At 73.4% G+C, this 25055-nt stretch carries 23 protein-coding genes; 15 read left to right on the forward strand and 8 right to left on the reverse strand.

Annotation, left to right across the window (positions count from 1 at the left end; genetic code table 11):
• Together ACZ6ZT_RS04715 and ACZ6ZT_RS04720 are read right to left on the reverse strand one after the other, a co-directional pair.
• Positions 1-444 (reverse strand): nitroreductase family deazaflavin-dependent oxidoreductase, encoded by a 444-nt coding sequence (locus ACZ6ZT_RS04715; protein WP_469715520.1) that lies wholly within the window; start codon positions 442-444, stop codon positions 1-3.
• 72 nt (positions 445-516) lie between these two features.
• The gene (locus tag ACZ6ZT_RS04720; RefSeq protein WP_469715521.1) at positions 517-1737 is read right to left on the reverse strand and encodes an FAD-dependent monooxygenase; all 1221 of its coding nucleotides are present in this window, start codon (positions 1735-1737) and stop codon (positions 517-519) included.
• A gap of 30 nt (positions 1738-1767) precedes the next feature.
• Between ACZ6ZT_RS04720 and ACZ6ZT_RS04725 the strand changes: the two genes are divergently transcribed.
• Entirely contained in the window at positions 1768-2418 is a 651-nt protein-coding gene (locus ACZ6ZT_RS04725) for a TetR/AcrR family transcriptional regulator (RefSeq protein WP_469715522.1), read from the forward strand.
• Positions 2408-2785, forward strand: a complete 378-nt coding sequence (locus ACZ6ZT_RS04730; RefSeq protein WP_469715524.1) for a VOC family protein — start codon at positions 2408-2410, stop codon at positions 2783-2785. The genes ACZ6ZT_RS04725 and ACZ6ZT_RS04730 overlap by 11 nt, the downstream gene beginning before the upstream one ends.
• A 21-nt stretch (positions 2786-2806) precedes the next feature.
• Here the strand turns inward: ACZ6ZT_RS04730 and ACZ6ZT_RS04735 are convergent, their stop codons facing one another.
• Positions 2807-4540, reverse strand: coding sequence for a serine hydrolase domain-containing protein (locus tag ACZ6ZT_RS04735; RefSeq protein ID WP_469715525.1), 1734 nt, complete (start codon positions 4538-4540; stop codon positions 2807-2809).
• A 647-nt stretch (positions 4541-5187) separates the two neighbouring features.
• Here ACZ6ZT_RS04735 and ACZ6ZT_RS04740 point away from each other — a divergent pair.
• From ACZ6ZT_RS04740 to ACZ6ZT_RS04755, 4 genes are all read left to right on the forward strand, one after another.
• Positions 5188-6294: a nitronate monooxygenase gene (locus ACZ6ZT_RS04740; RefSeq protein ID WP_469715526.1), complete on the forward strand. Its 1107-nt coding sequence runs from the start codon at positions 5188-5190 to the stop codon at positions 6292-6294.
• A gap of 14 nt (positions 6295-6308) precedes the next feature.
• Positions 6309-7862: an acyl-CoA synthetase gene (locus ACZ6ZT_RS04745; protein WP_469715528.1), complete on the forward strand. Its 1554-nt coding sequence runs from the start codon at positions 6309-6311 to the stop codon at positions 7860-7862.
• Positions 7863-7990: 128 nt separating this feature from the next.
• Positions 7991-9127: a calcium:cation antiporter gene (locus ACZ6ZT_RS04750; protein ID WP_469715529.1), complete on the forward strand. Its 1137-nt coding sequence runs from the start codon at positions 7991-7993 to the stop codon at positions 9125-9127.
• A gap of 114 nt (positions 9128-9241) precedes the next feature.
• Positions 9242-10741: a fatty acyl-CoA synthetase gene (locus ACZ6ZT_RS04755; RefSeq protein ID WP_469715531.1), complete on the forward strand. Its 1500-nt coding sequence runs from the start codon at positions 9242-9244 to the stop codon at positions 10739-10741.
• Positions 10742-10767: 26 nt separating this feature from the next.
• On the opposite strand, the gene ACZ6ZT_RS04760 is transcribed toward ACZ6ZT_RS04755, so the two are convergent.
• The gene (locus ACZ6ZT_RS04760; protein WP_469715532.1) at positions 10768-11616 is read right to left on the reverse strand and encodes a YhjD/YihY/BrkB family envelope integrity protein; all 849 of its coding nucleotides are present in this window, start codon (positions 11614-11616) and stop codon (positions 10768-10770) included.
• Positions 11617-11692: 76 nt separating this feature from the next.
• Positions 11693-13000, reverse strand: a complete 1308-nt coding sequence (paaK, locus tag ACZ6ZT_RS04765) for a phenylacetate--CoA ligase PaaK (RefSeq protein WP_469715533.1) — start codon at positions 12998-13000, stop codon at positions 11693-11695.
• A 189-nt stretch (positions 13001-13189) separates the two neighbouring features.
• Between paaK and ACZ6ZT_RS04770 the strand changes: the two genes are divergently transcribed.
• Genes ACZ6ZT_RS04770 through ACZ6ZT_RS04780 form a run of 3 tightly spaced genes read left to right on the forward strand, consistent with a single transcriptional unit; the run spans position 13190 to position 14794 of the window.
• Positions 13190-13447, forward strand: a complete 258-nt coding sequence (locus ACZ6ZT_RS04770; protein WP_469715536.1) for a hypothetical protein — start codon at positions 13190-13192, stop codon at positions 13445-13447.
• 10 nt (positions 13448-13457) lie between these two features.
• Positions 13458-14255: a thymidylate synthase gene (locus ACZ6ZT_RS04775; protein WP_469715538.1), complete on the forward strand. Its 798-nt coding sequence runs from the start codon at positions 13458-13460 to the stop codon at positions 14253-14255.
• 32 nt (positions 14256-14287) lie between these two features.
• The gene (locus ACZ6ZT_RS04780) at positions 14288-14794 is read left to right on the forward strand and encodes a dihydrofolate reductase (RefSeq protein WP_469715828.1); all 507 of its coding nucleotides are present in this window, start codon (positions 14288-14290) and stop codon (positions 14792-14794) included.
• Positions 14795-14863: 69 nt separating this feature from the next.
• Here the strand turns inward: ACZ6ZT_RS04780 and ACZ6ZT_RS04785 are convergent, their stop codons facing one another.
• A complete protein-coding gene (locus tag ACZ6ZT_RS04785) occupies positions 14864-16495 on the reverse strand; it encodes an acyl-CoA synthetase (RefSeq protein WP_469715539.1) in 1632 nt (543 codons plus the stop codon).
• Positions 16496-16669: 174 nt separating this feature from the next.
• Here ACZ6ZT_RS04785 and ACZ6ZT_RS04790 point away from each other — a divergent pair, with 174 nt between their 5' ends.
• The 5 genes from ACZ6ZT_RS04790 to ACZ6ZT_RS04810 all read left to right on the forward strand — a co-directional run bounded on the left by ACZ6ZT_RS04790 (position 16670) and on the right by ACZ6ZT_RS04810 (position 21052).
• On the forward strand, positions 16670-17470 hold the full coding sequence (locus tag ACZ6ZT_RS04790) for a crotonase/enoyl-CoA hydratase family protein (RefSeq protein WP_469715541.1): 801 nt from the start codon (positions 16670-16672) through the stop codon (positions 17468-17470).
• Positions 17471-17521: 51 nt separating this feature from the next.
• On the forward strand, positions 17522-18487 hold the full coding sequence (locus tag ACZ6ZT_RS04795) for a Zn-ribbon domain-containing OB-fold protein (RefSeq protein ID WP_469715543.1): 966 nt from the start codon (positions 17522-17524) through the stop codon (positions 18485-18487).
• Positions 18487-19554, forward strand: a complete 1068-nt coding sequence (locus ACZ6ZT_RS04800) for a thiolase domain-containing protein (RefSeq protein WP_469715545.1) — start codon at positions 18487-18489, stop codon at positions 19552-19554. Before ACZ6ZT_RS04795 ends, ACZ6ZT_RS04800 begins: the two co-directional genes overlap by 1 nt.
• Positions 19551-20726 carry a thiolase domain-containing protein gene (locus tag ACZ6ZT_RS04805; protein WP_469715547.1) on the forward strand — a complete coding sequence of 392 codons (1176 nt, stop codon included), beginning with the start codon at positions 19551-19553 and terminating at the stop codon, positions 20724-20726. Before ACZ6ZT_RS04800 ends, ACZ6ZT_RS04805 begins: the two co-directional genes overlap by 4 nt.
• Positions 20727-20839: 113 nt before the next feature.
• A complete protein-coding gene (locus ACZ6ZT_RS04810; protein WP_351827485.1) occupies positions 20840-21052 on the forward strand; it encodes a DUF397 domain-containing protein in 213 nt (70 codons plus the stop codon).
• 118 nt (positions 21053-21170) lie between these two features.
• Here ACZ6ZT_RS04810 and ACZ6ZT_RS04815 read toward each other — a convergent pair whose 3' ends face one another.
• Both ACZ6ZT_RS04815 and ACZ6ZT_RS04820 read right to left on the reverse strand, forming a co-directional pair.
• A complete protein-coding gene (locus ACZ6ZT_RS04815; protein ID WP_469715548.1) occupies positions 21171-21527 on the reverse strand; it encodes a hypothetical protein in 357 nt (118 codons plus the stop codon).
• A gap of 17 nt (positions 21528-21544) precedes the next feature.
• Positions 21545-24358 (reverse strand): ATP-binding protein, encoded by a 2814-nt coding sequence (locus ACZ6ZT_RS04820; RefSeq protein WP_469715830.1) that lies wholly within the window; start codon positions 24356-24358, stop codon positions 21545-21547.
• A 127-nt stretch (positions 24359-24485) separates the two neighbouring features.
• Between ACZ6ZT_RS04820 and ACZ6ZT_RS04825 the strand changes: the two genes are divergently transcribed.
• The coding region (locus ACZ6ZT_RS04825) for a hypothetical protein (protein ID WP_469715550.1) at positions 24486-25055 on the forward strand (570 nt) is incomplete at its 3' end.

Raw genomic sequence — 25055 nt, forward strand, 5'->3', positions numbered from 1 at the left:
TCAGGCCGGTTCGATGACCACGATCGGGATCTCGCGGTCGGTCTTGGCCTGGTACTCGTCGTACGCGGGCCAGTGCCCGACCATCACCGGCCAGTAGGCGGCCCGCTCCTCGGGGGTGGCGGTGCGGGCCGTGCCCTGGACGACCTTCGGGCCGACCTGGACGCGGACCCGGGGGTCGGCCGACAGGTTCCGGTACCACAGGGGCGGCTCGTCGGCCCCGCCCTTGGAGGCGACGACGAGGTAACGGCCGTCGTCCTCACCGTAGATGAGCGGGGTGCGCACCGCCTGCCCGGAGACCCGGCCGACGGTGGTCAGCAGGAGGGTCTGGGTGTCGTTCCAGTGGTGGCCCTCGGCGCCGTCGGTGCTCACGTACTGCTTGACGTGGTCCAGCTGCCAGGTACCGGGCTTGGGGTCCTTGGGGTGGTCCCAGTCGATGTCGGTCATGGTCTCTCCCTGCGTTCGTGTCACACGGTCAACAGCCTCGACAACGAGCGTCAACGCCCTCGGGAAGGGCCTTCATTCCGGCTGTTCAGGGAGAGTAAACCCGTTGAACAGGTCGTCCAGGGCGCGCCGCGCGGCACGCTCCGGCAGGGCGCGGACGGCGAGGTCGCGGGCGGCCACGGCCCAGGGCCGGGTGAGGGCCGCGACCCGGCCGGCGCGGCGGGAGCGGATCCGCAGGTCGTCGGTGCGGGCGAGGCGGGCCCGGGTGTAGGCGGCGAGCGCGGCGGGCACCGCGTCGGCGCCGTCCGCCAGCCGGGCGAGGACGACGGCGTCCTCGATCGCCTGGCAGCCGCCCTGCCCCAGGTCGGGGGTCATCGCGTGTGCGGCGTCGCCGGTCCAGGCCGTCCGGCCGTGGTGGAGCCGGGGGAGCGCGACCGCCAGGTCGTACAGGTCGTGCTGGAGGACGGCCGCCGGGTCGAGGCGCTCCAGCAGGGTCGGGACCGGGTCGTGCCAGTCCCCGAAGCGGCGCAGGAGTTCACCGCGTACGTCGGCCGGCCGGTGGCCCTCGGGGACGAGGGCGGTGGCGTACGCGTAGATCCGGCCGTCGGCCAGCGGAACCACCCCGAAGCGCCGGCCGCGCCCCCAGGTCTCGGCCGCGGCGGGCGGGGCGAGCCCGTCGCCGGGCAGGACGGTGCGCCAGGCCGTCTCGCCGCTGTGGCGCAGGCCGGGGTGGTCCGGGAAGTACCGGCGGCGCAGCGCGCTGTTGATCCCGTCGGCGGCGACCACGAGATCGGCGGTGAGGTCCCCGGCGTCGGTACGGACCACCGAGCGGCTTCCGGCCTCGTCCACGCCGGTGACGGCCGTTCCGTACCGCAGGGCCCCGCCGGGCAGGGCGTCCGCGAGGGCCCCGGTGAGGGCCGCGCGGTGCACGGCGAGCGGGGGCCGGCCGTAGCGGGCGGCGAGCGCGGCGGCGTCGGCGCGGCGCAGCCAGGACCCGTCCGGGCGGCGCACGCCGAGGGCGGCCGGGACGCCGCGGCCCGCCGCCGGGCCGGCGTCGAACCCGAGGGATTCCAGGGCCCGCAGGGCGTTCGGGGCGAGCACGATGCCCGCGCCGGCGGCGGCCGGCCCGGCGGCCCGCTCGCAGACGGTGATCCGCCAGCCCCGGCGGTGCAGGGCCAGGGCGGCGGTGAGCCCGCCGATCCCGGCTCCGGCTATGACGGCGTGACGCGGACGGTTCGGCATGGTGCGGCCCCCTTGGCGGCTCTCGCTACCTCTACATCCGTAGAGGAAGGTCATGTCGTCACTCTACAGCTGTAGAGTGATGCGGTGTCTCCCTCTTCCACAGCCGGTCCGGCCGGCCCGCCGCCCCCGCCCGCCACCGACCGCCGCGCCCTGATCTCCGACACCGCGATCGGCCTGGTCGCCGCCGGCGGACTGCGGGGCCTGACCCACCGGGCCGTGGACACGGCGGCGGGACTGCCCGCGGGAAGCACCTCGTACTACTTCCGTACCCGGGCCGCCCTGGTGGACGCCTGCTACGGGCGGCTCGCCGAGCTGGACCTCGCCGACTTCGAGGCGGACGCCCGCCCGGCCGGCCCTTGGGACCGGGACACGGCCGCGCGGGTGCTCGGCGCGCTCCTGCACCGGTGGCTGACCGCCGGGCGGGAGCGCCAGCTGGCCCGCTTCGAGCTGAGCCTGGAGGCCGCCCGCCGCCCGGACCCGGATCCCGGACTGCTCCAGGCCGGTCTCGGCGTCCGGGCCCGGGCCGCCGCCCTGCTCGCGGCGCTCGGCGCCCCGCGCCCCGAGGCGTCCGCCGAACTCCTGGCCGCCTGGACGGACGGGCTGCTCTACGACCGGCTGGCCGGCGCCCTGGCCCGCTCCCGGCCCGCGCCGGACCCCGCCGAACTGGCCGCCGCGGCCCGCCGGATGATCGATGCCGCACTGGCCGCGCCGCTAGGCTCGCCGCATGATCGCTGAACTGCAGTGCGTGGTGCTGGACTGCCCGGAGCCGCTGCGGCTCGCCGAGTTCTACGCGGACCTGGTGGGCGGGGAGGTCAACCGGCCGGACCGGCGCTGGTCGGTGGACGAGGAGTGGGCCACGCTGCACACTCCGAACGGGCAGGTGCTGTGCTTCCAGCGGGCCACCGGCCACCGGCCGCCCGCCTGGCCCGATCCCGAGCGGCCCCAGCAGTTCCACCTGGACCTCGCCGTCCCGGACCTCGACCGCGGCCAGGAGCAGGTCCTCGCGCGCGGCGCGGTCCTGCTGGAACAGGGCCCGGCCGACCGCGACTTCCGGGTCTTCGCCGATCCGGCGGGCCACCCGTTCTGCCTGGTCCAGGGCTGAGGGGCGGCGGGGCCGCCGCCGTCAGTCCGCCGAGCGGGTCCAGCCGGCGGCCGTCAGACCGGCCGCGTCCGCCGGACGGTCCTCGCTGAACAGCAGGCGGACCGGCTCGGAGACCCGTACGAGGTCCACGTACACGCCCCGGCCCACGTAACGGCCGCTCGCGGCATGGCGGAAGCGCAGCCGCACCTCCCGGCCGGCCCAGCCGGGCAGCGGGGCCTCCAGCCGGTGCCATACGCGGCCCGACCAGCCGCCCGCGCTGCCGTCCGGCCAGCACTCCGGGGCGCCGCCGGTGCTGCGGACGGTGGTGAAGGGGAGCGGCTCCCAGGCCAGCCCGTCGGCGGAGGCCTCCACGTGGAAGGCGCCCGCCCCGGGCACGGTGTCCCACCACACGGCGCAGCGCAGCCTGGCCCCGCCCGTGCCCGGGGTGAGGGGCGGCAGGGTGAGGGTGCCCGAGCCCCCGGGCTCCATCCCCGAGTACCAGGCCGGGCCGCCGTGCCGGGTGCGGACGGGCACCGCGCGGGCGAAGCGGTTGCCGGTGGCCACCCTGGGCGCGCTGCCGGCCCGCCAGGTCCGTACCGGGTGCACGGAGTTGCCGAGCAGGATCAGGAAGGAGTCGGTGGAGGGGTCGAGGACCAGCGAGGTGCCGGTGAAGCCGGTGTGCCCGGCCGAGTGCGGGGTGGCCATGGCCCCCATGTACCAGGGCTGGTACAGCTCGAAGCCGAGGCCGTGGTCGTCGCCGGGGAAGGCGGTGTTGAAGTCGGTGAAGAGCAGCTCGACGGAGGCGGGGCGCAGGATGCGCCTGCCCGCGTACGCCCCGCCGTCGAGCAGGGTGCGGGCGAGGACCGCCAGGTCCCAGGCGGTGCCGAAGACCCCCGCGTGGCCCGCGACCCCGCCGAGCGCGTACGCGTTCTCGTCGTGCACCTCGCCCCACACCAGGCCCCGGTCCAGCCCCGACCAGGGCGGCCGCTGCACCTCGGTCGCGGCCGTGACCCGGCGCCAGGAGGGCGGCGGGTTGTAGCGGGTGCGGCGCAGGCCCAGCGGGCCGGTGATCTCCTCGCGGAGCAGGACGTCCAGGGTGCGGCCGGTGATCCGCTCCAGGAGGAGCTGGAGCGTGATCAGGTTGAGGTCGGAGTAGCGGTACACCGTCCCCGGGGTGTCCTGCGGGCGCACCGACCACAGCAGCCGCAGCCGCCCCTCGCGGGTGGGCTCCTGGTAGAACGGCGCCCACGAGCGCAGCCCCGAGGTGTGGGTGAGCAGCTGGCGGACGGTGACGGCCTCCTTGCCGCCGCCCGTGAACTCCGGGAGGTAGCGCGCGACGGGGGCCTCCAGCTCCAGGCGGCCCCGCTCCATCTGCTGCACGGCCAGCAGGGAGGTGAACAGCTTGCTGAGGGAGGCCAGGTCGAAGACGGTGTCCTCGGTCATGGCGATCCGCTCGGCGGCGGGGAACTCGCGCGGCCGGTCGGTGCGGCCGTCGTAGTCGGCGTAGCGGACCGCGTCGCCCATCGCCCGGTGCAGCGCGATGGTCCGGCCGCGCCCCGCGAGGACCACGGCTCCGGCGTAGTAGGGGTGTTCGGGGGAGGGGCCGAGGTAGCGCCGGGCCTCCTCCGCGACGCCCTCCAGGTGGCGCTCCAGCAGACCCGCCTGGCGGGCGGAGCCGTAGCGCAGCCGCAGGCCCTCCAGGGCCCGCCGCTCGGCCGCGCCGCCGCCCGCCGCCCCCGCGCCCTGTCCGGGGAGCGCGGCGTGCAGGACGAGCACCCCGCCCAACGCGAGGAGCCGCGCCCCGAGCCGCCTGCGACTGAGCCCGCGAGCACCACCGGGGGCGCCTTGCCCGGCACACGTTGCAGCTGCCGCACCCGGTCCGGGGCCGGTTCCCGCACTCGTACCCGGTCCGGCACCCGCACCCGGTCCGGGGCCGGTTCCCGCACTCGTACCCGCTGCCGCACCCGGTCCGGGGCCGGTTCCCGTACCCGGGGCCGGTCCCGTGTCTGTACCCGCGCCTCTACCCGGGCCCGTACCCGGATCCTGCCCCACGCCCGATGCCCCATCCGGTCCTGGTCCGGTGCCCGTGCCCGGTCCTGTGGCCGGGTCCTGCCCCGCGGCCGATGCCCTACCCGGTCCCGGCCCTGGTCCCGCCCCCGTACCCGGTCCCGCACCTGATCCCGGTTCCGTGCGGGGCACCGCACCTGATCCCGGACCCGTACCCGGTTCCGCGCCCGGCCACGTACCCGCACCTGCCCCCGTACCCGAACCGCCCATGTCCGGCCCTCCTGTTCCTGCCCGCGCACGCTACTGGGTATCTGCCCGCCCGCCGCGTACCCTCCGCCCGACCGGCCGTCAAAGAATCTGACACAGCATCAGAAAATCTCTTCCCTCGGCCGCCGCCCTGCGGCATCCTCACCGCCATGGAGACGGAGCTGAGCAAGAAACTGGGAGTCGAGCACGCCATCTTCGGCTTCACGCCCTTCCCGGCGGTCGCCGCGGCCATCACCCGCGCGGGCGGCTTCGGCGTCCTCGGCGCCGTCCGCTACACCGCTCCCGACGACCTCAAACGCGATCTCGACTGGATGCAGCGGCACACCGACGGCAAGCCCTACGGGCTCGACGTGGTCATGCCCGCCAAGAAGGCCGTCGACGGCATCGGCGAGGCCGAGATCGAGGCGATGATCCCGGAAGGCCACCGCGCCTTCGTCCGGGACACCCTCGCCCGGCACCACGTACCCGAACTCGCCGAGGGCGAGGCCTCCGGCTGGCGCATCACCGGCTGGATGGAACAGGTCGCGCGCGGCCAGCTCGACGTCGCCTTCGACTATCCCGTCAAACTCCTGGCGAACGCCCTCGGTTCCCCGCCCGCCGACGTCATCGCGCGCGCCCACGACCACGGCGTCCTCGTCGCCGCCCTCGCCGGCAGCGCCAAACACGCCCGCCGTCACGCCGAGGCGGGCATCGACGTCGTCGTGGCCCAGGGCTACGAGGCGGGCGGCCACACCGGGGACATCGCCACGATGGTCCTGGTCCCGGAGATCGTCGAGGCCGTCGCCCCGCTCCCGGTCCTCGCCGCCGGCGGCATCGGCAGCGGCGAACAGATCGCCGCGGGCCTCGCTCTCGGCGCCCAGGGTGCCTGGCTCGGCTCCCTGTGGCTCACCACCACCGAGGCCGAGCTGCACTCCCGCGCCCTGACCGACAAGCTGCTGGCCGCCGGATCCGGTGACACCGTCCGCTCCCGCGCCCTCACCGGCAAGCCCGCGCGCCAGCTGCGCACCGAGTGGACCGACGCCTGGGACGATCCGCAGGGACCCGGCGCCCTGCCCATGCCGCTCCAGGGCCTCCTCGTCGCCGAGGCCGTCTCCCGGATCCAGAAGTACGAGGTCCAGCCGCTGCTCGGCACCCCCGTCGGCCAGATCGTCGGCCGGATGAACACCGAACGCGGCGTCCAGGCCGTCTTCGACGAGCTCACCAGCGGCTTCGAGCGTGCCATCGACCGCGTCAACCGCATCGCCGGCCGCGTCTGAGAGGTGTGACCAGCATGAGTGACCAGCCCCCCAATGGCTTCTGGGCCCAGGCGGCCGCCGACCCGGACCGGACCGTACTCGTCACCCCCGAGGGCGAGGACTGGTCCGCCGGACGGCTGCACGCCGACGTCAACCGCCTCGTCCACGGCCTGCGCGCCGCCGGACTGGAACGGGGCGACGCCTTCGCCGTCGTCCTGCCCAATGGCGTCGAGTTCCTCACCGCCTACCTCGCCGCCTCCCAGGCGGGCTTCTACCTCGTCCCGGTCAACCACCACCTCGTCGGCCCCGAGATCGCCTGGATCGTCTCCGACTCCGGCGCCAAGGTCCTCCTCGCGCACGAGCGCTTCGCCGAAGCCGCCACCGCCGCCGCCGACGAGGCCGCCCTCCCCGCGGAGCGCCGCTACGCCGTCGGAGCCGTCCCCGGCTTCCGCCCGTACGCCGACCTCCTGGCCGGGCAGCCCGCGACGCCGCCCGACGGCCGGACTCTCGGGTGGGTCATGAACTACACCTCCGGGACCACCGGCCGCCCGCGCGGCATCCGCCGTCCGCTGCCCGGCAAACCGCCCGAGGAGACCTACCTCGGCGGCTTCCTCGGCATCTTCGGCATCCGCCCCTTCGACGGCAACGTCCACCTCGTCTGCTCGCCCCTCTACCACACCGCCGTGCTCCAGTTCGCGGGCGCCTCCCTGCACATCGGGCACCCGCTGGTACTGATGGACAAGTGGGGCCCCGAGGAGATGCTGCGCCTGATCGACCGGTACGCCTGCACCCACACCCACATGGTCCCCACCCAGTTCCACCGCCTGCTCGCCCTCCCGCAGGAGACGAAGGACGCGTACGACGTCTCCTCCATGCGGCACGCCATCCACGGCGCCGCCCCCTGTCCCGACCACGTCAAACGGGCGATGATCGACTGGTGGGGCCACTGCGTGGAGGAGTACTACGCGGCCAGCGAGGGCGGCGGCGCCTTCGCCACCGCCGCGGACTGGCTGAAGAAGCCGGGAACGGTCGGCCGGGCCTGGCCGATCAGCGAACTCGCCGTCTTCGACGACGACGGCAACCGGCTGCCCCCGGGCGAACTGGGCACCGTCTACATCAAGATGAACACCGGCGGCTTCAGCTACCACAAGGACGAGGGCAAGACGCGCAAGAACCGGATCGGCGACTTCTTCACCGTCGGCGACCTCGGCCTGCTCGACGAGGAGGGCTACCTCTTCCTCCGCGACCGCAAGATCGACATGATCATCTCCGGTGGGGTGAACATCTACCCGGCCGAGATCGAGTCCGCCCTGCTCACCCATCCGGCGGTCGCGGACGCGGCGGCCTTCGGCATCCCGCACGAGTCCTGGGGCGAGGAGGTCAAGGCCGTCGTCGAGCCCGCCGAGGGCTTCGAGGCCGGGGACGCGCTGGCCGCCGAGATCCTGCACCACTGCGAACGGCGGCTGGCCGGCTACAAGCGCCCCAAGTCCGTCGACTTCATCGAGACGATGCCGCGCGACCCGAACGGCAAGCTCTACAAGCGACGGCTGCGCGACCCCTACTGGGAGGGCCGCGAACGCGCCGTGTGAGCGGGACGGTCCCTTTCACGCTGCGAGCGGGCCCGCCACGCCCGGGACGGCGTGAGAAGTGCCACGTCAGGACCCCCGGTGCGGCGCATCCGCCGCACCGGGGGGACACTTCTGGCAAGTTGGCCGATATGAGTACGGCAACGCACAGATCACCCCTGACCGACTGGACCGTGCTGGTCCCCGTGGTGGCGCTCGTGGCGCTCGTCTTCAGCTGGGGACGCGATCTCCCCTCGGTCGCGGTGGTGCTCGTCGCCCTGTGCCTCGCGGGGGCGGTCCTGGCGGCGGTCCACCACGCCGAGGTCGTCGCCCACCGGGTCGGCGAACCCTTCGGCTCGCTCGTCCTCGCCGTCGCCGTCACCGTCATCGAAGTGGCGCTCATCGTCACCCTGATGGCCGACGGCGGCGACAAGACGGCCTCCCTCGCCCGGGACACCGTCTTCGCGGCCGTCATGATCACCTGCAACGGCATCGTCGGGCTGTCCCTGCTCGTCGGGGCCCTGCGCAACCGGGTCGCCGTCTTCAACGCGGAAGGCTCCGGCGCGGCCCTCGCCACCGTCGCGACCCTCGCCGTACTGAGCCTCGTCCTGCCGACCTTCACCACCAGCAAGCCCGGGCCCGAGTTCTCCAGCGCCCAGCTGACCTTCGCCGCCGTCGCCTCGCTCTGCCTCTACGGACTGTTCATCGCCGTCCAGACCGTCCGCCACCGGGACTACTTCCTGCCGGTGGACACCGAGCGGCGGACCGCCGAGGCCGCCGCCCGCGCGGCCGGTGAGGGCGACGCGGACGGCGAGCACGCCGAACCGCCCACCGCCCGCGCCGCCCTGACCAGCCTCGGCCTGCTCCTCGTCGCGCTCGTCGCGGTCGTCGGCAATGCCAAGGCCGTCTCCCCGACCATCGAGAAGGGCGTCGCCGACGCCGGACTGCCCAACGCCGTCGTCGGTGTGATCATCGCCCTGCTGGTGCTCGCCCCCGAGACCCTCGCCGCCGTCCGCGCCGCCCGCCGCGACCGGGTGCAGACCAGCCTCAACCTGGCGTACGGCTCGGCCATCGCCAGCATCGGCCTGACCATCCCCTCCATCGCCCTCGCCTCGATCTGGCTGAGCGGCCCGCTGCTGCTCGGCCTCGGGGCGATCCACATGGTGCTGCTCGCCCTGACCGTCGTGGTCAGCGCGCTGACGATCGTGCCCGGCCGCGCCACCCTGCTCCAGGGCGGCGTGCACATCGTCCTGCTGGCGGCCTACCTGTTCCTCGCCGTCAGCCCCTGACCGCGGCTCGGGTGGCGGGGTCCGTGCCGCGTCACCCTGTCAACCTCGCCGCCCCGCAGGCGGGTTGGCGCGCCGATATTGACCTTGGACGCGGGGGAGGGTGAGGATCGCGCCATGACGGCAGTGCGGGACAACACGGTCGACGGGCTCGTACGGGACAGCGCGCGGCGGGTGCCCGGGCGGGTGGCCCTCCGCTACCGCGACCGGAGCTGGACCTACGGCGCACTGGACGCGGCCGTCTCCACCGGCGCGGCCGTGCTGCGCGGGCGCCACGGGCTGGCGCCGGGGGACCGGGTCGCCACCTTCGCCCACAACAGCGACGCCTATCTCCTCGCCTTCCTCGCCTGCGCGCGGGCCGGCCTCGTCCACGTCCCGGTCAACCAGAACCTCACCGGCGAGGACCTCGCGCACGTCCTCGGCGACTGCGGGAGCGCGCTGGTCCTGGCGGATCCGGACCTCGTGGAGCGGGTGCCCGCCGGGTACGCGGTGCGCGCGCTGCGCGACGGGACCGGCTCCTTCCTGGCGGAGCTGGAGGAGCCGCTGCCGTTCGAGCCGTCCGCCGACCCGCGGGCCCTCGTCCAGCTGCTGTACACCTCGGGGACGACGGCCCTGCCCAAGGGCGCGATGATGACCCACCGGGCGCTGGCGCACGAGTACGAGAGCGCCATCGCCGCCCTGGACCTGGCCGAGGGGGACCGCCCCGTCCACGCCCTGCCGCTCTACCACTCGGCGCAGACGCACGTCTTCCTGCTGCCGTACCTGGCGGTGGGGGCGAGCGGCACCATCCTCGACGCGCCGGCCGCCGACGCGCTGTTCGACCTGGTGGAGGCGGGCGAGGCCGACAGCCTGTTCGCGCCGCCGACGGTGTGGATCGGCCTCGCCGGGCACCCCCGGTTCGGGACGGCGGAGCTGGGCCCGCTGCGCAAGGCGTACTACGGGGCCTCGATCATGCCGGTCCCGGTGCTGGAGCGGCTGCGCGCGCGGCTGCCGGAGCTGGGGTTCTACAACTGCTTCGGGCAGAGCGAGATCGGCCCGCTGGCCACCGTCCTGGGGCCGGCCGAGCACGACGGCCGGATGGACTCCTGCGGGCGGCCGGTACGGCACGTGGAGGCGAAGGTCGTCGACGAGGACGGCGCGGCGGTGCCGGACGGCACCGCCGGGGAGGTGGTGTACCGCTCGCCGCAGCTGTGCCTGGGGTACTGGAACGACGCGGAGGCCACGAAGAAGGCCTTCCGGGACGGCTGGTTCCGCTCCGGGGACCTCGCGGTGCGCGACGAGGAGGGTTACTTCACCGTCGTCGACCGGGTGAAGGACGTCATCAACTCCGGCGGGGTGCTCGTCGCCTCCCGGCAGGTCGAGGACGTCCTGTACACCCACCCCGGCGTGGCCGAGGCCGCCGTGATCGGGCTTCCCGACGAGCGGTGGATCGAGGCGGTCACGGCGGTCGTGGTGCCGCGCGGGGAGGTCACGGAGGCGGAGCTGATGGCGTACGCCCGCGAACGGCTCGCCGCCTTCAAGGCCCCGAAGCGGGTGGTGCTCGTGGACGCCCTGCCGCGCAACGCCAGCGGCAAGATCCTCAAGCGCGAACTGCGCGACCGGTTCGCGCGGCCGTAGGTGTGTCGGCCCCGGGCGCGGAGCGCTCAGCGGGGGTCCGGGGGCGGGGGTCCGGGGGAGTCGATGACGCCGTTGGCGTGCAGGCGGCGCAGGGTGAGGTGTTCGTGGACGAGCCGGCCGACCAGGGCGCCGCCGTAGACCACGAAGCCGACGCCGACCAGCCAGGACTGGACGACCAGCAGGGTGCCGAAGGGGCCGTACGTGACCGCGTTCGACGCGATCAGCGGGGAGAACACCAGCTGCGAGAACACCCGCAGGCCGAGCAGGCCGATGCTGGTCGCCACCGCCCCCGGGAGCAGCGCCCGCCAGCGGACCCGGCCGCCCAGCAGCAGCCGCCCGGAACTCCAGAAGAACAGGGCCGTGCCGACCAGGTCGCTGACGGTGCCGAGGGCGCTGCCCAGCGCGTCGTCGGACGGGGACGGGATCCCGACGAGCAGGGCGAGGTAGCAGACCAGCAGGGCGAGCCACACCACGTGCCGCCACATGGTGTGCCAGCGGGCGGTCGGCAGGTCCCACACCTTCTCGTAGCCGGTCTGTACGGCGGAGCCGAAGGTCAGGCCGAACACCGCGAGGGCGGCCAGCCCGAAGGCGGTCGTGCGCTCCAGGGCCAGGTCGGCCGCGCCGAACAGCATCTCGACCCGGGCCCGGGAGGACGCCGTCACCCCGAGGGCCTGGCCCAGCCAGCGGCCGAAGTTCGAACCGCTGCCCGGGGCGGCCGCCGCGACCACCACCAGCAGCGGCACCAGGGTGAGGAACCCGAGGGCGGCGAAGCCCATCGCCCGGTGCATCAGCTCGATCTCCCGGCCACGGCTCCAGGCCAGCCCCGCGGGGGAGCCCTGGAGCCGGTCGTAGAGCTTCCGGAGGATCGAGGTCACGCCTCATCCCCTACCCGTGCGGCCCCGACGATTCCCGTAAGCCCGGCCGAAGTGGGCCCGAAGGGGTGGTTTCGCCTCAGGCTCCGGCGGTGTTCCGGAGGTCGCGGATGCGCTTGATCTTGCCGAGGGAGCGTTCCAGGGTCTCCGGATCCACCACCTCGACGCGGACCGAGACCCCGGCGGACTCCTTGACGGCCCGGACCAGCTCCGCCGCCGCGGCCCGGCGGCGGGCGGAGCCGGTGTCCCGGCGGGCTTCGACCCGTACCGTCAGGGTGTCCATCCGGCCCTCCCGGGTCAGCCGCAGCTGGAAGTGCGGGGCCAGTCCGGGCGTGCGCAGGAGTATCTCCTCGATCTGGGTCGGGTAGAGGTTCACGCCGCGCACGATGAGCATGTCGTCGCTGCGGCCCGTCACCTTCTCCATCCGGCGGAAGGCTGGGCGGGCCGTCCCCGGCAGCAGCCGGGTCAGATCCCGGGTGCGGTAGCGGACGACCGGCATGGCCTGCTTGGTGAGGGAGGTGAACACCAGCTCCCCGGGCTCCCCGTCCGGCAGCACCGCACCGGTCAGCGGATCGACCACCTCGGGGTAGAAGTGGTCCTCCCAGATGTGCAGGCCGTCCTTGTGGGAGGCGAACTCCTGGGCCACCCCCGGCCCCATCACCTCGGACAGTCCGTAGATGTCCACGGCGTCCATGCCGAGCCGTTCCTCGATCTCCCGTCGCATCCCCTCGGTCCACGGCTCCGCGCCGAACACGCCGGTCCGCAGCGAGGTCGAGCGGGGGTCCACGCCCTGGCGCTCCATCTCGTCCAGCAGCGTGAGCATGTACGACGGCGTCACCATGATCACCTCCGGCCGGAAGTCCTGGATCAGCCGGACCTGGCGGTCCGTCATGCCCCCGGAGGCGGGGACGACCGTACAGCCCAGCCGCTCCGCGCCGTAGTGCGCGCCCAGGCCCCCGGTGAAGAGCCCGTACCCGTACGCCACGTGCACCAGCTGGCCGGGTCTGGCGCCCGCCGCGCGCAGCGACCTGGCGACGACATCGGCCCAGATGGACAGGTCCCCCTCCGTGTAGCCGACCACGGTGGGGCGGCCGGTGGTGCCGCTGGAGGCGTGCAGTCGGCGCACTTCCTCGCGGGGGACGGCGAACATCCCGAACGGGTACTGCTCGCGCAGGTCGGCCTTGGTGGTGAAGGGGAAGAGGGCGAGATCGGCCAGGGAGCGGCAGTCGTCGGGATGGACGCCGGCCTTGTCGAAGGCCTGCCGGTGGAAGGGGACGCGCTCGTACACCCGGTGCAGGGTCTCCCGCAGCCGCTTCAGCTGGAGGGTCGCCAGTTCGTCGGGGCTCAGCCGCTCGCCCTCGTCCTGGATGTCCGCGTACGCCGTCATCGCCGTCACCTCACCAAGTGCCTACCGAACGTTCATTCGGTAGCCTGCCGGACCCGGTGGCGTAAAGCAATGACTCGAACGAGTGGTCGCTTGTTTCCGTCGGCCGACCGGCGACGCCCCCGCCACGGGCGTACGGTCGAAACAGGGCCCCCGGACCGGGCGGCCCGGGCGGGAAGGGAGGCGGCGGCGATGCCCGTCATCGACCCGGCGGTCTCGGTACGCCTCAGCGCCTCCGACGCCCGACGCCTCTCGGCGCTGCTGGCCGAAGCCGCCCACCTGCTGGAGGACGCGGGCCCGCACCGCTTGAGCGACGCCCAGGCCGACTCCCTGGGCCGTGGCGCCGGCCGCACGGAACTCGCCGGCTGGGCCCGCGGCCTCGCGGCGGAACTGCGGGCCCAGCACCAGGCACCTCCCCTGGCGGCGAAGGCGCCCGAGCCGGGCACGTAGAATCGAGGCCGTGGCGGACACCCAGTACGAAGACCTGTTGCGACTGGTGCTCGAATCCGGAACGGCGAAGGCCGACCGGACGGGCACCGGCACCCGAAGTGTCTTCGGGCACCAACTGCGCTACGACCTCTCGCGGGGATTCCCGCTGGTCACCACCAAGAAGGTGCACCTCAAGTCGATCGTGTACGAGCTGCTGTGGTTCCTGCGCGGCGACTCGAACGTCGGCTGGCTGCGTGAGCACGGCGTCACCATCTGGGACGAGTGGGCCGACGAGAACGGCGACCTCGGCCCGGTCTACGGCGCCCAGTGGCGCTCCTGGCCCACTCCCGACGGCGCGCACGTCGACCAGATCACCGAGGTCCTCGACACGCTGCGCCGCGACCCCGACTCCCGCCGGATGATCGTCTCCGCCTGGAACGTCGCCGAGCTGCCCAAGATGGCCCTCGCGCCGTGCCACGCGTTCTTCCAGTTCTACGTGGCCGACGGCAAGCTCTCCTGCCAGCTCTACCAGCGCAGCGCGGACCTCTTCCTCGGCGTGCCGTTCAACATCGCCAGCTACGCCCTGCTCACGCACATGGTGGCGCAGCAGGCCGGACTGGAACCGGGCGACTTCATCTGGACCGGCGGCGACTGCCACATCTACGACAACCACGTCGAGCAGGTGACCGAGCAGATCTCGCGCACCCCGTACGACTTCCCGGAGCTGCGCCTGCGCAAGGCCGACTCCCTGTTCGACTACGCCTTCGAGGACGTGGAAGTGGCCGGTTACAAGCACCACCCGGCCATCAAGGCCCAGGTCGCCGTATGAGTGCGGGTACGGACGCCGTTGCGCACGCGGGTGTGGGCGTCGGGCTGATCTGGGCGCAGACCCCCGACGGCGTGATTGGCGCGGGCAACACGATCCCGTGGCGGCTGCCCGAGGACATGGCGCACTTCAAGGCGACCACCCTCGGCCACCCCGTGGTGATGGGCCGCAAGACCTGGGACTCGCTGCCCCCGCGCTTCCGGCCGCTGTCCGGCCGGCGCAACATCGTCGTCACCCGTGATCCGGACTGGACGGCCGAGGGTGCGGAGCGCGCCGAATCCATTGCCGGGGCCCTGGAGCTCGCGGCCGGGTCGCGGGCGGCGGACGCGCCCGTCACGGCCTGGGTGATCGGCGGCGGGGAGATCTACCGCGCCGCCCTGGAGTACGCCACGACCCTCTCGGTGACCGAGGTCGAGGCGACCGTGGACGGCGACACGTACGCTCCCGACCCGGACCCCGCGCTCTGGCGGGTCGCCGAGGACCAGGGCTGGCGGTCCTCCACGTCCGGCCTGCGCTACCGCATCCGCACGTACACCCGCTGACGCCGCGACGCGCCGAGACCGGGCCGGTCGAGGGCGGGGCGCCACCCCGGGGCGGCGAGCCGCACCCCCTCAGCGCCCGGTGTCCGCCTCCGTCGCCACCGCCTTCGCCCAGCGGTAGTCCGCCTTGCCGCTCGGGGAGCGCTGGATGGCGTCCGCGACCACCAGCTGGCGCGGGATCTTGTAGCCCGCCAGCCGGGTCCGGCAGTGGCGCTGGATCTCCTCCAGCGTCGGCTCGGCCGCGCCCGCGCGCACCTGCACCACCGCCGCCACATGGCTGCCCCACGTCGGGTCCGCCACCCCGGCAACCAGGGCGTCGTACACGTCGGGGTGTGATTTCAGCGCCTGCTCGACCTCCTCCGGGTACACCTTCTCCCCGCCCGTGTTGATGCACTGCGACCCGCGCCCCAGCACCGTGACGATGCCGTCCTCGTCGACGGTCGCCATGTCACCGAGCAGCACCCACCGCTCCGCGCCCTTCCGGAAGAAGGTCTCGGCGGTCTTCGCCGGGTCGTTGTAGTACCCGAGCGGTACGTGTCCGCGCTGCGCGAGCCGGCCCGGCACGCCGACCCCCACCGGCTCGTGCGTCACCGGGTCCACCACCTGCGTACGGTCGTTGACCTGGAGCCGGAAACCCTTCTCCGGGCCGGAGTCCTCCGTCGCCCGGCCGTTGGAACCGGACTCGGAGGAACCGAAGTTGTTGAGGAGCACCACGTTCGGCACGAGCCGCTGGAACTCCGCGCGCACCGTCTCCGACATGATCGCCCCGGACGAGGAGACGCTGAAAAGGGAGGACAGGTCCGTCCCCGCGAGCGGGCCGTTCAGTGCGTCGATCAGCGGCCGCAGCATCGCGTCGCCCACCAGCGACACGCTCGACACCTTCTCCTTCTCGATGGTGCGCAGCACCTCCTCCGGCGCGTACTTGCGGTGGATGACCACCCGCTGGCCGTAGTTGAAGGCGATGAACGAGGTCAGGGTCGAGGTGCCGTGCATCAGCGGGGGAGCCGGGAAGAAGGTGAGCCCCGCCCCGCGCGCCGCGACCCGTTCGGCCAGTTCCTCGGGCCGCTTCACCGGCTCGCCCGACGGTTCGCCGCCGAAGAGCCCCGCGAAGAAGAGGTCCTCGGCCCGCCACATGACGCCCTTGGGCATGCCCGTCGTGCCGCCGGTGTAGATGATGAACAGGTCGTCGGGGCTACGGGGCGGGAAGCCGCGCCCGGGCGAGCCGGCCGCCTCCGCGTCCTCGTACGCGACCGGGGCGACGGGGGGCTCCGGGGCGCCCTCGGGGACCGGCCCCACCCGGATCAGGTGCCGGAGCCCCGGCGTCTGCGGCAGCGCGGCCGCCACCCGGCCCGTGAACTCGCCCTCGAAGACGAGCGCCGCGAGGTCGGCGTCGTTGTAGAGGTAGACCAGCTCCTCCTCCACGTACCGGTAGTTGACGTTCACCGGCACCAGGCGGGCCTTGAGGCAGGCCAGGACGGTCTGGAGGTACTCGACGCCGTTGTAGAGGTGCAGGCCCAGGTGCTCGCCGGGGCGCAGGCCGCTGTCGAGGAGGTGGTGGGCGAGGCGGTTGGCGGCCGCGTCCAGCTCCGCGTACGTCAGGCGGCGTTCGGCGCCGGTTCCGGGGTGGTCCACGTACACCAGGGCCTCGCGGTCCGGGACCACGTCCACGACCGATTCGAACAGGTCGGCAAGGTTGTACTCCACCGTTCCTCCTGACCCGGAAAATCCCATGGCTGGGCTGCTCGGCGGTCATTAGAGCCCCGCTCCGCGCAACTGGGAAGGGCGCGCGCCAAGAAAACTGACTGGGTGTCAGAAAACTATTGAACTGCACCCGCCCCTCCTGCAACCTGTTCTAGGTCTTGAGACGGGAGGACGGCAATGGGTGGGACGGAACACCTGACCGTGGAGCGTCACGGCGCCACGCTGGTGCTCACCATGAACAGGCCGGAGGCGAAGAACGCGCTCTCGCTTCCCCTGCTGGTGGGGCTGTACGACGGCTGGCTGGAGGCGGACGCGGACGACACCGTCCGCTCGGTCGTGCTGACCGGCGCGGGCGGGGACTTCTGCGCCGGCATGGACCTCAAGGCGCTGGCCGGCCGGGGCATGGCGGGCGACCAGTACCGCGACCGCCTGAAGGCCGACCCCGACCTGCACTGGAAGGCGATGCTCCGCCACCACCGGCCGCGCAAGCCGGTGATCGCCGCGGTGGAGGGGTACTGCGTCGCGGGCGGCACCGAGATCCTCCAGGGCACCGACATCCGGGTCGCGGGGGAGGGGGGCACCTTCGGACTGTTCGAGGTCAAGCGCGGGCTGTTCCCCATCGGCGGCTCCACGGTGCGGCTGCCGCGGCAGATCCCGCGCACGCACGCGCTGGAGATGCTGCTGACCGGACGCCCGTACTCCGCCGCCGAGGCGGCGCGGATCGGGCTGATCGGACGGGTCGTACCCGACGGGACGGCGCTGGCGGCCGCCCTGGAGGTCGCGGAACGGATCAACGCGTGCGGGCCGCTGGCGGTGGAGGCGGTCAAGGCGTCCGTCTACGAGAGCGCCGAACTGACGGAGACGGACGGGCTGGCCGCCGAACTGGTGCGGGGCTGGCCGGTCTTCGACACCGCCGACGCGAAGGAGGGGGCGCGGGCCTTCGCGGAGAAGCGCCCCCCGGTGTACCGCCGGGCCTGAGCCCGCGCCGCGCAGCAGCCCCCGCCCCCTTCCGAGAACCGGAGACCAGCCATGACAGCCGCCTCCCCACCCCAGGTGCTCCGCGCGCCGCTCGTCGTCGAGTTCCCCTTCACCCGCTCCCTCGGCCCCGTGCAGAGCGCCTTCCTCACCGGCCTGCGCGAGCGCGTCGTCCTCGGCGTACGGACCACCGCCGGGCAGGTGATGGTGCCCCCGGCCGAGTACGACCCCGTCACCGCCGAGGAGATCCGCGACCTCGTGGAGGTCGCCCCGACCGGCACCGTCACCACCTGGGCCTGGAACGGCGAACCCCGCTCCCAGCAGCCCCTCGCCACCCCCTTCGCCTGGGTCCTCGTCCGCCTCGACGGCGCCGACACCGCGATCCTGCACGCCCTCGACGCCCCCGGCCCCGACGCCGTCCACACCGGCATGCGGGTCCGGATCCGCTGGGCCGCCGACCGCACCGGGGCCATCCCCGACATCGCCTGCTTCGAGCCCATCGAAGGAGAAGCGGCCGAAACCGGCGGAGCCACCCCGCACGACGGGACCTTCGCCGACCCCGTCACCGGCATCGTCGCCGAGGCCCGCCTCGACTACACCTACAGCCCCGGCCGTGCCCAGACCGACTACATCAACGCCCTCTCCGAGCGGCGCACCGTCGGCGAGCGCTGCCCCTCCTGCCACAAGGTCTACGTCCCCCCGCGCGGCGCGTGCCCCACCTGCGGGGTCGCCACCACCGACCGGGTCGAGGTCGGCCCCGCCGGCACCGTCACCACGTACTGCATCGTCAACATCAAGGCACGCGGCCTCGACATCGAAGTCCCCTACGTCTACGCCCACATCGCCCTCGACGGCGCCGACCTCGCCCTCCACGGCCGGATCGGCGGCATCCCCTACGACCAGGTCCGCATGGGCCTGCGCGTCGAGCCCGTGTGGTCCGACGGCGGCCGCTACCCCGACCACTACCGCCCCACCGGCGAGCCGGACGCGGACTACGACGCGTACAAGGAGCTCATCTGATGCCCGGGACGAGCCGCTACGCCCGTGACGTGGCCGTCGTCGCCTTCGCGCAGAGCGACCACCTGCGCCGCACCGACGACCTCAGCGAAGTCGAGATGGTCATGCCGGTCCTGCACCGGGTGCTGGCCGCCACCGGACTCAAGGCCGGCGAGATCGGCTTCACCTGCTCCGGCTCCAGCGACTACCTCGCCGGCCGCGCCTTCTCCTTCACCATGACCCTCGACGGAGTCGGCGCCTGGCCCCCGATCTCCGAATCCCACGTCGAGATGGACGGGGCCTGGGCGCTGTACGAGGCCTGGGTCAAGATCCAGACCGGCGAGGCCGACACCGCACTGGTCTACTCGTACGGGAAGTCCTCACCGGGCTCCGTACGCGACGTCCTCACCCGCCAGCTCGACCCGTACTACCTCGCCCCCCTCTGGCCCGACGCGGTGGCCCTCGCCGCCCTCCAGGCCCGGGCGCTCATCGACGCCGGCGAGACCGACGAGGACGCCCTCGCCGCCATCGGCGCCCGCAGCCGCACCGCCGCCGAGAGCAACCCGCACGCCCAGCTCCGCGGCCCCGTCCCGCAGGGCGACTACCAGGTGGCGCCGCTGCGCACCGGGGACTGCCCGCCCATCGGCGACGGCGTCGCCGCCGTGGTCCTCGCCGCCGGGGACACCGCGCGGCGGCTCTGCGCCCGCCCCGCCTGGATCACCGGCATCGACCACCGCATCGAGGCGCACTCCCTCGGCCTGCGGGACCTGACCGACTCCCCGTCCACCCGCCTCGCCGCCGAGCGGGCCGGACTCTTCGAGGCCCCCGTCGACACGGCGGAACTGCACGCGCCGTTCTCCTCCCAGGAGGTCGTCCTGCGCAAGGCCCTCGGCCTCGGGGAGGACGTCGCCGTCAACCCCTCCGGCGGTGCCCTCGCCGCCAACCCCGTCATGGCGGCGGGCCTGATCCGCATCGGCGAGGCCGCCGCCCGCATCCACCGCGGCGCGTCCGACCGGGCCGTCGCCCACGCCACCTCCGGCCCCTGCCTCCAGCAGAACCTGGTCGCCGTCCTGGAAGGGGAACGGGCATGAGCAGCTCGGGCAAGGAGCCGGTCGCCGTCGTCGGCGTCGGCCAGACCAAGCACGTGGCCGCCCGCCACGACGTCTCCCTCGCCGGGCTGGTCCGCGAGGCCGCCGCCCGCGCGCTCGCCGACGCCGAGCTGACCTGGGCGGACGTCGACGCCGTCGTCATCGGCAAGGCCCCCGACTTCTTCGAGGGGGTGATGATGCCCGAGCTGTACCTGGCGGACGCCCTCGGCGCGGTCGGCAAACCGATGCTCCGCGTCCACACGGCGGGCTCCGTCGGCGGTTCCACGGCCCTGGTCGCCGCCAACCTGGTCGCGGCCCGCGTCCACCGCACCGTACTGACCCTCGCCTTCGAGAAGCAGTCCGAGTCCAACGCCATGTGGGGGCTGTCGCTGCCCGTCCCCTTCCAGCAGCCGCTGCTGGCCGGCGCGGGCGGCTTCTTCGCCCCGCACGTGCGCGCGTACATGCGGCGCACCGGCGCCCCCGACACGGTGGGCTCGCTCGTCGCGTACAAGGACCGGCGCAACGCGCTGAAGAACCCGTACGCGCACCTGCACGAGCACGACATCACCCTGGAGAAGGTGCAGGCCTCCCCGATGCTGTGGGACCCGATCCGCTACTCCGAGACCTGCCCCTCCTCGGACGGGGCCTGCGCGATGGTCCTCACCGACCGGGCTGGCGCGGCCCGCGCGCCGAAGCCGCCCGCCTGGGTGCACGGCGGGGCGATGCGCAGCGAGCCGACGCTCTTCGCGGGCAAGGACTTCGTCTCCCCGCAGGCCGGGAAGGACTGCGCCGCCGACGTCTACCGGCAGGCCGGGATCACCGACCCCCGCCGGGAGATCGACGCCGTCGAGATGTACGTCCCGTTCTCCTGGTACGAGCCCATGTGGCTGGAGAACCTGGGCTTCGCGGAAGAGGGCGAGGGCTGGAAGCTCACCGAGGCCGGGGTCACCGAACTCGACGGCGACCTCCCCGTGAACCCCTCCGGCGGAGTGCTGTCCACCAACCCGATCGGCGCCTCCGGCATGATCCGCTTCGCCGAGGCGGCCCTCCAGGTGCGCGGGCTGGCCGACGAGCACCAGGTCCCGGGAGCCCGGCGGGCCCTCGGGCACGCGTACGGGGGCGGCGCGCAGTTCTTCGCGATGTGGCTGGTCGGGGCCGAACTCCCGGCCCGCTGAAGCCGGTCGGAGCGGGGCCGGTCTGTGGTGGCCTGTGCGGCACCGGCCGTGATCGCTACCCTTGGCCCCCGGACGGACGACGTACCGGGAGGAGCACGCACGTGGCCGAGAGCATGACGCGGTGGGGCAAGCCCGAGCTCGATCTCAGCGGGGCGGACTGGCAGCCGGGCAGCCGGGGGGTGGGCGACGTCCAGGTCGCCTTCGTGGAGGGGTTCATCGCGATGCGCAACGGTGAACGCCCCGACGGCCCTTCGCTGATCTTCGCGCCGGACGAGTGGCGCAGGTTCGTGCTGGACGCGCGGGGCGGCCGCTTCGACCCCGCCTGAGCGTTCCGCGCGAGCCGGCCGCCCGGTCCCGGGTCCTGTCGTCGAAGCGGTCGCGGGCGCCGAGCCCCGTCGGCGACAGGGCCAGGCCGGCCGTCATCCGTAGGGGATCGCGGGCGGATCACCGGGTGGCGTCCGGGCCGGAGCCGCCGGCCGGTCCCCCGTCGGGACGGATGCCGTTCAGGTCGTCCACGATGACGGCGGGCGGCGCGGGCGACGGTGTCGGTACCTGGATGAGCCGGGGGATGTAGACGATGTCGCCGTTCCGGAACTCCGCCTTCCAGGATGTCCGGTAACACACGACCCGCTCCGGGTCGCCCCGCGCCGCATAGCACCGGGCCGCCGATGCCGTGGACGCGGCCCGCGCGTCGGGCGGCTGGGCGGCTGCCGCGCCCGCCGATGCGCCCCAGCAGCCGAACGCCATGCAGCAGCAGGCCACGGCCGCGAGGCCGGTATGCCGAATCGTTCTTTCGCTCATATTCATCATCACCTGGGTCAGGGTGCGCGGGGGTGAAGCTTGCGTGCGGCTTCGTGGCGGGTGTGGACGCCGAGTTTGCCCAGGACGGCGCCCACGTGATGGCCGGCGGTCTTGGGCGTGATGTAGAGGCGGGCGGCGATCTCGGCGTCGGTCAGGCCCTCGTCCAGCAGTTTCATCACGTCCAGCTCCCGGTTGGTCAGCCCGTACGGATTGGCCCGGGTCGCCGAGCGCGGGCCACGCCGGCCGGGGCGGACCCCGCGGTCCCGCATCACGGCACGGGTGTGCGCCGCCGCCGGCTGGGCTCCGAGCGCCTCGAAGGCGGTCAGGGCCTGGTGCAGCGCGGGAGCGTCACCGGCCAGGCGCGCCACCGCGGCGTCGTACGGGCAGCCGAGCCCGTCCCACCGTGCCGCGGCGCCGGCCCAGTCGCCGGCCAGCTCCAGCGCGTACGGTCCGGCCGCCGGCACCTGCGGCGGGGTACCCCCGGCGCGCCCGATCCAGCAGGCCAGGGGGCCGGACAGCCAGGGATGGGTGCGATCGGCCAACTCGGCCAGCGCGTTCACGGCCTCCGCCCGTGCCCGTTCCGGCTCGCCGGCCAGCCAGGCCGCCTCCACCTGGGCCTCGCGGCCCAGCGCCGTGTCCAGCAGACAGTCCGCGTCGACCAGCTTCGCCGCCTGCTCCAGCAGCGTCCGGCCCCGGGCCTTGCCCTGCCGGGCCTGCACCAGCCCCAGCACGGTCAGGGCCGTGGACCGGGCGACCGGCGGGGCGTTGGGGTGGATCAGGACGGCCTGTGCGGCATCGGCGGCGGGGATCCACGCGCCCCGGTGCAGCAGCCCCGCGCTTCCCCAGGCCCGTGCGCACAGCAGGTAGCACTGCAGGTCGCGGTCGAGGCAGTATGACTCCGCCCGGCTCACGGCCGCGCGGGTCCGGGAGACATCGCGCCGCAGCACGGCGACCCAGCACGTGATGAGCGCCAACAGGCCCGAGTCCACCGGCAGATCCTCGGCCATCGCGCGCGACAGCGCCTGTTCGCAGCCCTCCCAGCCGCCCTCCCCGCCCAGCACGCGCGCCGCCGCGGCGTGGAAGCGCGCCTGTACGAGTACTCCCGTATCGCCGAAGCGCTCGCCGAGGGCGGCCGCCTTCCCGGCGTACGCGGCGGTCGTCTCCACCCCGTCGTGCGCGTAGCAGGCCAGCCGGCAGAGGTTCAGGTACGCGCGCGCCAACTCCCGGCTCGGGCCCAGGCCTTCGAGCACCCGTACGGCGTCCAGACCGGTCCGCCTGGCCTCGGCGGCCCTCCCGGCCGGCCAGAGCCAGTCCGACAGCCAGCGCAGATCGTCCGCCTCGCGCAGCGGGTCGCCGAGCGTACGGCGTACCCGTACCGCGGAGCGACGGGACGCGATCCCCTCGTCCAGCCGGCTGGACAGGAGACAGGCCCGGGAATGCCCCTCCAGCAGCGGGGCCAACCGGTCCGGTGGCAGGCGGTCGGCGTACCGCAGGGCCCGGGCGTACTGGGCGGCCGCCTCCCGGTACGCGCCCGACGAGGCGGCGTGGGCCGCCGCCGCGGGCGCGTACGCGAGCACGGCATCCCGGTCTCCGGCGCCCTCCGCGTGATCGGCCAGCAGCGCCAGTTCCTCCGCCTCGACCGGACCGGACCCCATGACCGCCAGCACCTCGCGGTGCACCCGCAGCCGGAAGGCGGCGGGGACCGCGTCCAGCACCGCGAGCCGGGTCAGTTCGTGCCGGAACTCGGTGCCCCGTCCGTCCGTGCGCACGATCCCGCAGGCCACGGCCTCGTCGAGGGGCTCCTCCGGCTCCGGCATGACGCCGGCCAGCAACGGCAGCGGAACCCGGCGCCCCAGGACGGCGAGCACGTCGACCACCTTCCGCCCGGCGGCCGACAGTCCCGCCAGCCGGCCGGCGACGGCCTCGCGCACCGTGGCCGGGATGGGCGCGCCGGGTGCGGCCAGGGCCTCGGTGACGAGGAACGGGTTTCCACCGGAGAGGTGGTGGAGCCGCTCGGCGTCGACGGCGTGCCCGGTGGCGAGCCGGGCCACGGCCGGCCGGCTCAGCGGCGCCAGGTCCTGGCGATGGACCCACGGGTAACCGGAGAGGGTGCCGAGCAGGCCGTTGAGATGGTGGGTACGGCCGAGTTCGTCGTCGCGGTAGGTGACCACCAGCAGGGCCGGCACTTTCGGCAGCCGCCGGACCAGGTACCGCAGCAGGTCCAGGGTGGCCTCGTCGGCCCAGTGGACGTCCTCGACGACCAGCAGGCTGGGGCAGGTGCCGAGGTCCGCGAGGAGGTGATCGAACACCTCGTCCGGGCGGCAATTCGCCTCCAGCACTCCGGTCAGGGCGGTGCGGACCGGCTGGCCGAGGTACGGGGCGAGGTCCATCAGGGGGCCCAGGGGGCGGGGCGCGGTCAGTGGATCGCAGGCGCCCACGAGAACCCGGATGTGCGGACCGGACCGCTGTTCCAACTGGCGGACGACGGCGGTCCTGCCGATTCCGGCTTCTCCGCGCAAAAGGACCAGACGTCCCCGGCCGCCCACGGCCGCTTCGAGGTGGCCGACGAGGGCCTGGAGTACCACCTCTCGCTCTAGCAGATCCATCACCTGCCATTTTCTCCCCGTCTCCGGGGCCATGCAAAAGATCCAGCGCGCGCCGAGCGCGGGCCGGGGCCGCGAGGACGCGGGGAAATGCCGGGCGTGAGGTGGGGAGGCGGGAGGGGGAACGTGGGGCGGACCGGCGTGGAACTTGGGGTCCGCACCCGATGTGGCGCCTGTTGCCACGGCGCATGCTGGCGGCAGAGTCCCCTCCCGGGGCCTTCCCGGCATGCGGCTCAGCCAGTCCCTCACGGGCAGCGTGCCGTGCGCTCCACGCTCCCGAAACAGGGATCGCCGTCGAGCCGCTTGGGGTTGGACCGGGTCGCGAATCAGCGGAATTCAGACGAAGGGAATCATCATGCTCAACAAAGTCGCCAAGCGCGCGGCGATGCTGACCGCATCGGCTGCTCTGGCCGTGGGGGGCGCAGCGCTGCCCTCCGTCGCGTTCGCTTCTCCGGCGCCCGCGGTGACCCACACGGTGGTGCCGAACGACAACGGCAACAACAACAACAATAACAACAACGGTGGTGGAGGAAACAACAACAATAACAATAACAACAACGGGCGCGGCGGGAACAACAACAACAATAACAACAACAACGGTCGCGGCGGGAACAACAACAATAACAACAACAATAATGGGCGCGGAGGCAACAACAATAACAATAATAACAACAACGGGCGCGGGGGAGCCAACAACAATAACAACAACAATAATGGCGGAGGTGGAGCGAACAACAATAACAACAACAACAACGGCGGCAAGGGCGGAGCGAACAACAACAATAACAACAACAACGGCGGGGGCGGAGCGAACAACAATAACAACAACAACAATGGCGGCAAGGGCGGAGCCAACAATAACAACAATAACAACAACGGCGGCAAGGGCGGAGCGAACAACAACAATAACAACAACAACGGCGGG

Source organism: Streptomyces sp. NPDC102258 (assembly GCF_055584685.1).

Coding starts and splice junctions, on each gene's coding strand:
- ACZ6ZT_RS04720 (WP_469715521.1), bottom strand. CDS start 1,737: ATGACCTTCCTCTACGGATGTAGAGGTAGCGAGAGCCGCCAAGGGGGC.
- ACZ6ZT_RS04715 (WP_469715520.1), bottom strand. CDS start 444: ATGACCGACATCGACTGGGACCACCCCAAGGACCCCAAGCCCGGTACC.
- ACZ6ZT_RS04745 (WP_469715528.1), top strand. CDS start 6,309: ATGAGTGACCAGCCCCCCAATGGCTTCTGGGCCCAGGCGGCCGCCGAC.
- ACZ6ZT_RS04800 (WP_469715545.1), top strand. CDS start 18,487: ATGCCCGGGACGAGCCGCTACGCCCGTGACGTGGCCGTCGTCGCCTTC.
- ACZ6ZT_RS04740 (WP_469715526.1), top strand. CDS start 5,188: ATGGAGACGGAGCTGAGCAAGAAACTGGGAGTCGAGCACGCCATCTTC.
- ACZ6ZT_RS04790 (WP_469715541.1), top strand. CDS start 16,670: ATGGGTGGGACGGAACACCTGACCGTGGAGCGTCACGGCGCCACGCTG.
- ACZ6ZT_RS04770 (WP_469715536.1), top strand. CDS start 13,190: ATGCCCGTCATCGACCCGGCGGTCTCGGTACGCCTCAGCGCCTCCGAC.
- ACZ6ZT_RS04810 (WP_351827485.1), top strand. CDS start 20,840: ATGACGCGGTGGGGCAAGCCCGAGCTCGATCTCAGCGGGGCGGACTGG.
- ACZ6ZT_RS04820 (WP_469715830.1), bottom strand. CDS start 24,358: ATGCCGGGAAGGCCCCGGGAGGGGACTCTGCCGCCAGCATGCGCCGTG.
- ACZ6ZT_RS04755 (WP_469715531.1), top strand. CDS start 9,242: ATGACGGCAGTGCGGGACAACACGGTCGACGGGCTCGTACGGGACAGC.
- ACZ6ZT_RS04805 (WP_469715547.1), top strand. CDS start 19,551: ATGAGCAGCTCGGGCAAGGAGCCGGTCGCCGTCGTCGGCGTCGGCCAG.
- paaK (WP_469715533.1), bottom strand. CDS start 13,000: ATGACGGCGTACGCGGACATCCAGGACGAGGGCGAGCGGCTGAGCCCC.
- ACZ6ZT_RS04730 (WP_469715524.1), top strand. CDS start 2,408: ATGATCGCTGAACTGCAGTGCGTGGTGCTGGACTGCCCGGAGCCGCTG.
- ACZ6ZT_RS04795 (WP_469715543.1), top strand. CDS start 17,522: ATGACAGCCGCCTCCCCACCCCAGGTGCTCCGCGCGCCGCTCGTCGTC.
- ACZ6ZT_RS04750 (WP_469715529.1), top strand. CDS start 7,991: ATGAGTACGGCAACGCACAGATCACCCCTGACCGACTGGACCGTGCTG.
- ACZ6ZT_RS04815 (WP_469715548.1), bottom strand. CDS start 21,527: ATGAGCGAAAGAACGATTCGGCATACCGGCCTCGCGGCCGTGGCCTGC.